This window comes from Pseudomonas sp. EA_65y_Pfl2_P78 (assembly GCF_963970495.1).
GTDB classification, from domain to species: Bacteria; Pseudomonadota; Gammaproteobacteria; order Pseudomonadales; family Pseudomonadaceae; genus Aquipseudomonas; species Aquipseudomonas baetica_A.
Genome location: NZ_CAXAON010000063.1, coordinates 1 through 9,929 on the forward strand (window position 1 = coordinate 1; position 9,929 = coordinate 9,929).

At 49.1% G+C, this 9,929-nt stretch carries 7 protein-coding genes and 3 pseudogenes; 9 read left to right on the forward strand and 1 reads right to left on the reverse strand.

All coding sequences use genetic code 11. From position 1 onward, the window contains the following. The 9 genes and pseudogenes from AACY02_RS25485 to AACY02_RS25525 all read left to right on the forward strand — a co-directional run. Window positions 1–458 (forward strand): annotated as a pseudogene (locus tag AACY02_RS25485) (type VI secretion system tip protein VgrG); the annotation flags it as partial. Then, window positions 459–1,331 (forward strand): DUF4123 domain-containing protein, encoded by an 873-nt coding sequence (locus tag AACY02_RS25490; RefSeq protein WP_339434298.1) that lies wholly within the window; start codon window positions 459–461, stop codon window positions 1,329–1,331. Beyond that, complete coding sequence (locus tag AACY02_RS25495) at window positions 1,328–4,753, forward strand: toxin VasX (RefSeq protein WP_339434299.1); 3,426 nt, start codon at window positions 1,328–1,330, stop codon at window positions 4,751–4,753. Before AACY02_RS25490 ends, AACY02_RS25495 begins: the two co-directional genes overlap by 4 nt. After that, complete coding sequence (locus AACY02_RS25500; RefSeq protein WP_339434300.1) at window positions 4,746–5,933, forward strand: DUF6708 domain-containing protein; 1,188 nt, start codon at window positions 4,746–4,748, stop codon at window positions 5,931–5,933. Before AACY02_RS25495 ends, AACY02_RS25500 begins: the two co-directional genes overlap by 8 nt. A gap of 123 nt (window positions 5,934–6,056) precedes the next feature. After that, a complete protein-coding gene (locus AACY02_RS25505; RefSeq protein ID WP_339434301.1) occupies window positions 6,057–6,629 on the forward strand; it encodes a hypothetical protein in 573 nt (190 codons plus the stop codon). A gap of 530 nt (window positions 6,630–7,159) precedes the next feature. Then, the gene (locus AACY02_RS25510) at window positions 7,160–7,477 is read left to right on the forward strand and encodes a hypothetical protein (RefSeq protein ID WP_339434302.1); all 318 of its coding nucleotides are present in this window, start codon (window positions 7,160–7,162) and stop codon (window positions 7,475–7,477) included. After that, on the forward strand, window positions 7,474–7,929 hold the full coding sequence (locus AACY02_RS25515; protein ID WP_339434303.1) for a hypothetical protein: 456 nt from the start codon (window positions 7,474–7,476) through the stop codon (window positions 7,927–7,929). The genes AACY02_RS25510 and AACY02_RS25515 overlap by 4 nt, the downstream gene beginning before the upstream one ends. Before the next feature lie 551 nt (window positions 7,930–8,480). Next, window positions 8,481–9,149, forward strand: a complete 669-nt coding sequence (locus AACY02_RS25520; protein ID WP_339434304.1) for a hypothetical protein — start codon at window positions 8,481–8,483, stop codon at window positions 9,147–9,149. An 8-nt stretch (window positions 9,150–9,157) separates the two neighbouring features. Further along, window positions 9,158–9,298: pseudogene (locus tag AACY02_RS25525) on the forward strand (Hcp family type VI secretion system effector); the annotation flags it as partial. A 189-nt stretch (window positions 9,299–9,487) separates the two neighbouring features. Here AACY02_RS25525 and AACY02_RS25530 read toward each other — a convergent pair. After that, a pseudogene (locus tag AACY02_RS25530) lies at window positions 9,488–9,697 on the reverse strand (transposase domain-containing protein); the annotation flags it as partial. Between the last annotated feature and the right edge of the window lie 232 nt (window positions 9,698–9,929).

The following is a 9,929-nucleotide window of genomic DNA, read 5'->3' on the forward strand; positions in this document are numbered from 1 at the left end:
GCTACACGGAATTCAAGGCCGAAGAACATCACATCGTTTACGAAGACCGAAAAGTTGAAGCTCGGGCCAACGATCACCTGACCGTGGGCGTGAACCAGCACATCAAGATTGGGACTGGGCAGTTCATCGATGCCGGCCAGGAAATCCACCTAAGCAGCGGCATGAAAGTGGTGATGGAAGCCGGCGCCGAATTGACCCTGGTCGGTGGCGGCAGCTTCATCAAGATCGATGCCGGCGGCGTGACCATGAGCGGGCCGGTAATCAACATGAACTCAGGCGGTGGTCCGGGTAGCGGCACGGGCGCTGCCCCGTTGTTGCCGGGGCCGTTGAAGCAGGCGGATGCGGATAAGGCCGGGCAGTTGCTGGTGCCGGCGCAGCGGCAGGCGTTGATGCAGAAGAAGCCGATTTGTGCGGTGTGTGAAGCCGCCAAACTGGCCGCGCAAAAGGAGGCACAGTAAATGATCGAACTACCGCCGCTCCCGAGTGATCTGCCGTGGAAAACCCCAGCCTATCTGCTGCTGGATGGCGTCAGTGTTCCCAACCTCGCGCAGCAATTGTTTCAGTGGGACAACCAAGCCTACAGCCTGTACCAGTCCACTCGCTGGCAGGAGCTGGCAGATATCTCGCCCTATTTGATTGCTCTCAAAGGCGCCAACGATCCGCTATTGGAGTACTTCCGCGAGCATGCAGCCCTTGAATGGGGTTATTTACTGTTCAGTGATGCCGATGTTCACCAACTCTGGAGCCACTTGCGCCATCTGCTGACTGTAGAGCACCCCAGTGGTGTGGAGGTCATGCCACGTATCGCCGACCCAGCAGTCATGCGACCGCTGTTCGCACTGGCGGAGCAAGCCAGAGGTGCCCGCTGGTTTGGTCCGGTTACGCACATCTGCCTGCCGGATGGAGTGGTGGCTGAATGGCATCAACACCAGCGCCCCGATCCCGCAAATATCGAACCCGATACCTATCGTTTGACGGACTCAGAACTCACGGCGTTAGGCGAAGTCGAGTTTCGTAATTTCGTCTCAGGGTTGAGCGAGCATCTGCAGACTTATTTTCCAGACTTTATGTCATCCTTTGCAGGGCCTGAGCGTCGTCAGTATGCGCAGAAAATTGCAGATGATGCGTATCAGCAAGGCTTTGCCTCTGAACAGGAAATAACACTTTACGCGAACGTTTTCGGGTATTTGGCCGGTGAACCCGTGACTGAACACCCAGATATTTTTCTCCTGCTGGCGGAGTCAACACCAGAAGCGCCATTGAAGCGTCTGGAGCGCGCGGCTGAATTAGCTGAGCAACGTGCCATTGATCGACAAGGAAGCCCATCGTGACTACTCAACAACCGCCAAAACCCAGTGCTAATACCGCAGCGATGGCCATGAGTGCGAAGGACACCCGCGTTCCCATGGGTGAATGCCAATTGGCGAAGAAAAAAGTGCAGCTACTGCCGCTGCGTTTTGGACTGGTTGAGTATCTCGATCCGAAGGCTGAACTGGCCATGCCATTTCAGACGAAAAGCCAGCCGCTGGGTATCCGGCTGTTACGCGACGGCTACTTGTACATAATCGACGGCACTACTGGTTACCTGCACGAATACCGTGTCGAAAGAGGTCAAATCACCAAGCTTTTGTGGAACAGTCAGGAAGTATCGGGCGACACCCGAACCAGCTCTATTGGTGAACCACACTTGGTTTTCCCTCGCAATCATGCGTTGTACGCCAGTTACTCGGAAATTCAATGGACGGCCTTCAAGTGCTCGCAAGTTCTCAGATCCAAGGATGAACGAAAGCGCTTAATGCAGTCCGTCGAATTGGCGAGTGTCTGCCCTGAGAAGGGAGGTGAAAGTCTGCTCAGCAAAATGCAGGCGAAAAAATGGTTAGCCGAAGTGGCTGAGAACGAAACCCGAGCCAAGGCGCTACCTGAAGGTGCCGACTCAGAAGAGAGCAAACCTTATAACTGGGAACATGAGCCGCAGTTCCAAAATACGGCAATAGAATCATTTACCAGCAAGGTACAGGGCCCGTACAAGGATGATTATCTTTTTCTGGTGCTGCGCGATGACATTGGTGTCATGCGCGACCTTGCCAGCGCACAGTTGAAAGTAGCTGACTGGATTGAAAAATGGAGTGCCGACGATAAATGCCAGGCAAAGTACCTTACCGGCTCCTACATTCAGTCTTTATATGAAGTTAATGCCTCACGACTGACCGCCCTTAGCGGCACAGATTCAGACGTCAAAGCGCTGAAAGACGAAACTAACGAGCAACAACAATCAAAAATCTACGACTACCTAAAGGCTCGTCGCGACCATCGTGACCCTGGTGTGTATGGCGATGAGTCTCAGTGGCGAAAAGCAGCATTGACCAATCCTTACGCGAAGGCGTTTGTCGATATGACCGATGCAATGGGGCAGCCGCTTTATCGCAAGCACCAAAGCACAATCAATACGCTAAGCCTACAAACGTGGGAGGCCTTACATGGCAAGGATCTTGGCCAGCGCGGTATCGCGAATCTTGTCAACCGAGAAGAAATGGAAACATTTATTACTCGCCAGCAAAATCTCCTCTCACATTGGAGCAAGCGACTAGGAAAAATACGCGAAGATCGCTTGACGATGTTCACTGACGGACTCTTCCACCGGGCTGCGTGGTATTACGACTTTCATCTTGATGCCCAAATCGAGCATCGTTTGAAAACCGAGTTCGTCTGCGTGGCAGCCATGTGCCCCGATAGAAAAGCAGTTGAAAAGCTCGCCACCTATTTAGAATCGAATCTGTTAACAGTCGTACCTGGACTCGACACCTTAGGACTGATAGATCAAATTGATATTGCTAAGAAACTCGTTGACCTGAGCAATTTGGCTGTTGGTATTTTGTCAGCGAAGGAGAATTTGGTAAATGCCGACGCGCTTGGCAATCAATTCAGTAGTTTGGTCTCTGCACGCCTACCCAATTACGCAAAATTGAGCACTCAATTTGCCGGTTTGCAAAGCATGCTTACTGAGGCGTATAACCCGGCAACCCAACTAAAGGCTGCTGATCAACTGGAAAAAGCACATGATGCATTCAAAAGAATGCAAAATATTGACCCAAATACCTATATACGAAATATCGGCAGCCCCGCACGATTGCAGTTGCTACGCGAGTTCTCCACCAAAGGCCTGACTTTACGGGCAGCAACGGCCACGGAGATCGCTAATTACAATCAGGCCAGCGAACAATCACTAAGCTTGCGTGATCAATTAAGCGCAACCTATAAGCTGCGAAATCGGGAACTGATGCTGCAATCATCAGGTTCAGCCCAAGCGGGCAGTGAGGCTGTTTACCAGCAGCGAATTGACCAACTGAAACTACAACTGATACCTCTGGAAGAAAAGCTAAGTGGTGCCCTAGTAGTGGGAGGTAACAGCCCCGCACAAATTGGCACCGTCATCGATGGCTTAGACCCACAACTACGTGCGGAAATGGACAGGACAGTTAGAGATTTTCGATCAACGGGAACCTTTAATAAACCTCTGAGCGGAGCCTTAAAGTCGAAGGGAGACTTACTGGCTTTTGGACTGTTCATCATTCAAGGACAGAAATTCATCGAGGCAGTGAGCACTCTACTTAAAAAAGACAAAACATCCTTGTCAGCGAGCGATGCCTGGTCTTTTACTGAAGCGTTTGTTGGTATCGCTGGCGCCGGATTTGCCACAGTACAGGGGCTTTCAGTTACGATTTTCCAAGCGCACATTGAGGAAATGGCAAGTACGGCCGGTAAGCTAAATACGATGACTCGACTAGGTCGCTGGGCTGGCGTCGCGGGCATCGGCGCGTTCGGTTTTAGTGTGTTATCTGCTTCACTGGATTTGCGCAAACACTCTATCCAGTGGACGAAAGCACTCGCCCAAGGAGATTCCAAAGGGCTGGGCGCTTCAACGCTACAAATTAGCGGCGACGCAATATTGATCGGCGCGGGTACATGGGGAGCCAAACATACTGGCTCTATTGTTAAAACCGTAATAAAAACACCGACTGAAATGCGTGTATTTGCTTGGGCAGAAGCAAGCCCAGAATTGGTGTCAATTGGTGCACGCGCCAATTTGATTGGTTTAATAGGTACAGCCCTGCAGCTGATCGGTGAAGGACTTTATAACTATTTCAATTTAGACGAACTGCAGAAGTGGATGCAATCCAGTGCATGGGGAAACCAGACAAAGAATCGTAGTACCCAAGTTGAGTGGAGCGAGTTGGCAAAGGTGGTGCAAAAGCCCACTTGCGAACTCATCCGCGATGAGAAGCAGACCTATTTGAAACTGATCCTCCCGGGTGTCAGCACGAAAGAGATGGATAGCCGTCAGTTACAGTTACTTGCGTACCAGCAAAAACGTGATGCTCCAATGCGAGGGGGATACAATCCAAATCTCCCGCCACTACGATGGCAAGAAAGTACTGCCACTTGGGCCACAAGGTTTATGGTCGCCAGCAAAGGAAATGAAGCACTGACACTCAAACTCCCTATCAGTGACTCCTTGCAAACTTCCGACTTTGCTTTAGCCTTCAACATTGGCTATCAATTGGAAGCAGAACGCGATTTGATACATCGCACCTGCTTCGTTTTAAAGGATTTACGAATCACCACGAGCTATGGAGTACGAATCCCTACCAAGGGCAAGTACACACTCGATCCTGTTGAGACCTTGCCGATCGGGGCGGGAAAAGGCACGTTTAAAATATTCAAAAAAGAAGAATTGGCGGCCGTCGATGTTTAAAAATATTTTCAAACGCAGTGACCAGTTTTCAGAAACACTAGATGCACCGGACATTAAAAGTCAGCGACCCTGTGCGGGCGAGATTCGCACAGGAGGACTAAGCGAAACCTTATTCTTATCCCCACTACCTGTTTACACCGGACAAACACAAGGTTCTAGCCGTAACTTTTCCGCCATAAATGACGTATTCCTTGAGATAGGTGGAAGCAACTGGGGAATGGTTGAGCAAGGAAAAATACTCGCTGCGGCTATTTGGATGGCGCTGTTTACAGCATTCATAATGCCTAGCCTAGTAATCCTTGCCGGCGTTATTTTTTACCCTGAAAATTTTCCTGAGCCGCTTACTGATCTAATTACCTTTTTACAGGTGACGACTAGTGCTTCTCTCTTATTCGCAATACCAATAGGAGCCTATTTATATGGAATGTTTTCCGACGTAATTTTTTCTCCAAAAAAATATCCAGTGCGCTTCAATCGCCAACGTCGTGAAGTTTGCTACGTTGACCATAATACTGATCGCGTACTGGTGGTGCCATGGGAGGGCGTGGTTGCTTGGGTCGCAAACACCCAAGGTATCACCAGTTATGGCGCGACACGCCAATACACTTTTGGGATGGCTCTTGAGGATGCCGAACAAGACAAAGTGCAGTTTCTTCTTCTCCCACAGCCCAGTGACGCGCACGCGCTAGGGATGTGGACATCAATCCGAAACTACATGGAAGACGGACAGATAGTAGATACGCCGAACCCAATGCTAACTGCTTTGGGACTTACTCCGACAGGTGATCGCCTGAAATCTTATGAAGGGCTGCACACTTTTGAAATTGAGCGCGATGACGCTCGCTGGATGTGCAATTCGAACGACGAAGGGGCCAAACTTACGGACAAGGAGCGTGAGCATTATGGTTACCCCAAGCGCACACCGTGGCCATTGCGACGTTGGTACATCTGGCGCGTGCTGAGCTTTTGGAAAATGCCTTACATACTGGCCGAGTGGAGCTACCGGAAGGGAAGTCGCGCTCTACCGGAAAAAGTAGATAGTTGGTCCCAACCTTTGCCTAAAGAACAATGGGCAAAACCAAGCGCTGCATTGATAAACGCCAATCAGGCGGTAAAAAACGCAATGGATAAAAAAGGCGCAACGTTTGTTGAGGCATGCAAGACCGCCGGTCTAATTTAAAAAAAGTTAACGAGGCGTAGGAACCAAGAGAGCAAAAGGTGATAGGGTGATAGATGTATTTTTTAGAAATAAATCTGTCACCTTTGCTTACAAAAGCGCAGCGCAAAAATCGACGACGCCAGCATGAAGTCAAACTCAAAAAACTTAGATGACGAGCTTAAAATAAAAAATAATCGTCCTAACGCAGGTGAAATCCGAAAACATCTTACTGGCGAAGCTCTCTTTTTATCCCCGCTACCATTGCCCACTGGGCAGCCCCCAATGGATATCGATGGGAGTATCCTAGAAATAAACGAACGATACATTGATATCGGAATCAGAAATAAGAATAATCCTTTCCAAGTAGAACTGTTTATTGCTGGCGCTATGTTCCTGGTGATCATGAGTTTGGTGATTGGCCCCACCATCGCAGGACTAGGATCGTTCCTGAACAATTACGGGAAAACCTTTGAATCCAACTACAAGGAATTCTTTCTATCCGGACTTCCAATTGCCGCATGGGGAGACCTGATAACAATAGCAGTGGGATTTTGCGTAACAGTTAGTACGACTCTCGCAAAGACACACAATCGTCCCATCAGATTTAACAGACAGCGCAGACAAGTCTGTATTTTCCCTAACAACTTCGATAGTCCAATTATTCAAAACTGGGAAACACTAGTCAGCCGGATATCTACAAGCACGGGCTACACCTGAAGCGGGACAGTAATTAGTTATACATTTGGAATTGCTTTAACCGATCCTAAAAGCGGCGAAACTCATTTTATTAATCAGGGAATCCTCCCCCCCATACATGGATTAAGTAAATGGGAAGCCATTCGCACTTTCATGGAAAGCGGGTTTGAACACTGCCCACGCAAGGCCACTTACTAAGATTGTCGAACGTTCGATTCAAAACGCTTAGAAATCCATGAAGAATATGCAGCCGGTGAGAGGTCCCTCGTAAGTCTTTCACTTTGGTACATCGGGAGCTTACTCACTTGGTGGAAGATTCCCTACTTAGTTTCCGAATGGGACCATCGTTACAAGATGAGGAACATGCCAAGATCCATTGAAGAATGGTCCGAGCCTTTGCCTTTTGAGCAGTGGGCCCAACCTAGCAAGATACTGCAAGAGCAAAGCAACAAAATCGAGAAAGCTTTTGCATCAGGAGTGGACTTCATTACCTATTTCAAAAAATGAGCGAGCATTGACTTAGCACATTGCGCAAATTTTATGGATACACTATGTTTTCTTCAAAAAAAATATTACTTGCATCTGCTCTGCTACTAACCGGATGTAAAGAAGACTTTGCCACGTTACATTCTCCAGAGAGTGTTAAATCAGATTCCGCCTCTGGGCCACAGTACACGGACACACTGGTGCATGAGAAATACAAGAAACTGATAGCCGATGCGGTTTCAGCAAAGGGAATCGATCCAGACGCGATAGTACTTGAGCGAGTTAAAGACCAGGATCAGTTGATCCTCCTGCGCCTCACTGATAGTTCGTTCAGTGATGACCAGCGATCAACGCTTCGCTCGCTATTTGTAACCGCTCCATGAACGATTGGGCTGTAGTTCTCAGTTCGCCGTTATTGTCAATGTTCGAAAATGATAAAAAATTTCGACTGATCGCGCAAGAATTCCAAACCAGACTGGAGAAGTCTGGATTATTATCTGTCAAACGATATAATCGCGTTCCCGCGGCAAGCCCAAAAATATCTGCTTTGCCACTAGATGCGACCAGCGTGTTATACATTTTATCACCTAGCCTTCCAGTTATGCATCTCACTCCACTGCAACGCTACAGCTTCGAAATGACCGAAGGGCTTAAAATAAGCGCTCAATTTGAACTCAGCGTCAGCGAAACAGAAGAGAGCCTAGTACTGCCTCAACCTAGCCCTAAGAAATGGATACCATTCACTATTAGGGATCGCCAAACACCTCCGGACAATATTTCACCCGAAGACGCACCACCTTATTGGCAGATTGAAATAATCGAGTCTAAAGTATGATTACAGATATAAATAGCACCTATGCTAGTGGAGCATACCGAAGTGATAGCAAAAAGCTTTTACCACCACCTCGCTGGCCGGAGGATGCCAACCGGACCGGAATGTTTAACACTCATCTAGCATTTGGTAATTATGCCAACTTAGAGCCGGAGGTGGAAGTCAGTTCACAATTTGAGGTTATCAAACTCGCCGACCCGAATAAAAAAGACGAGCACGACACAGAAACCTACTGCACAAATAAACACTGGAAATTTCAAAACTCCAGCAAAGTGCCACATTTTCTTTTCGTACTTAAGCTCGTAAGTTTTTCGTTCATTTGGGCACCTTGGACTCTTGGGGTCTTCGGTTCCATAGGAATAGAGTTAGGACATGGAGCCCCTGGCACTGCGGGTGGCGCGTTCATTGGTATTTCCACTGCCATTTTGATGCTCACCTCTCTAGTGTTATTCATGACGGGCAATAAGTTTGTTCACCACATGCAAGTCTTAGGATTTGTAGCCGGTGCAATTACTACCTATTGGTTAAAAGGTTCACTATTCAATACGAGCTCAATGAGTATCGCCCTGTGGGCAGGCGTCTTTCTATATTTCGTAGCCTCCCTCGGAACCGACGCATTATTGTGGTTTCATAGCAAAATCAGCACGCACGATGGCAGCGAATTTAATCGAACTGATGGCATGCTCAGGTTCAAAAGGCGTTTCCGCAAGCTATTCGTTGCACCATTTGAAGAGTTCGACCCGGTGCTTCAGTTACTTCCTAATGGCTTCGGCTCCCACGACTACGCGCTGTGGCTGCATCATCGCTATACCGACAACAAAATTTGCCTGGCGACCAAGGTTCACTCGCTGGGGCTGGATCAGGCCAACGCACTCGCTTTTTGGGATTGTCTACAACGCTACATGGATATCACGCAGCCGCTGCCTGACCTGCCTGTGCTTGAGCAAAGTCGCCATCTTGATCCCGTGACAGTGGCCCACGACGCAAAAACTAGCCGCAACCCACGACGATGGAGAGATCAGTCGGCGAAAGGATGGATCACAGGCGGACAGAAGGCTCTGGCCAAGCAGTTGCAGGAATATCCGTGGCAAAAAGAACCCTGCATCGTTAAAGCGCGTATCGATCCATCGTTGACGATTGAGGCGTATTACCGCGCTCAAGAAGCAAAAGGGATACATGCAACTCCGAAAGCCGATGACTTCGATAATATTCATCGTTCATGATTACCTATGTCGCCATCAACAACAAAATGCACAACTGCCAGAATCCAGGAAACTCGCACTTCACCCACCTGAAAGAAGTGCAGTTCACCTACCGCAAAATCACCTGGACCCACGAAGTATCCGGTACTTCGGGTTCCGTTGTACGCTGACGCCTTGGAACTACATCTCGACACACCTAAATCCGTGACTACGCCAACCAGATATACTGGCTTCGAATGGGTAGTACGAGCGCAGTTCACTTTAGTTTGGCAGTCGGAGAAGCGTTATTTTCCAACGCCAAGCGTAAAAGATCCGTATGCGATCCATAAACCCCACCTACCCAGTGGTGGAGCAACGGTCTACCGTGGCATCTGCGGCGAGCAGTTCCATGGCAGCAAGGCCTCGAAGTCTTCTACCGAAGTAGCTTGCGGCAGGCGCTCCAGTACGTGGCGCAGCCACGTATAGGTCTCTTGGCCGTTGGCTTTGGCGGTTTCGACCAGGCTGTAGATTTGCGCACTGGCCGTCGCGCCCTTGGGCGTGTCGCTGAACATCCAATTTTTGCGACCAACCTGCAACCGGATAACGCCCCATCCTACTGGCAAATTGAAACCACAGAGTTCTCGGTATGACTGTTCAAAGGTAACCGCTCCATGAACTACACATTCAAAGCGTTGCCCTGACGCCGGATGCTGTGCTCCCGTTTTTCTCCGGAGCCAGCCCCCGCCATGATGCGACCCGACGCCAAAGTTGAAAAAGTGTACCTCTACCCCAAACCCGTGGACTTGCGAAAATCCATCGACG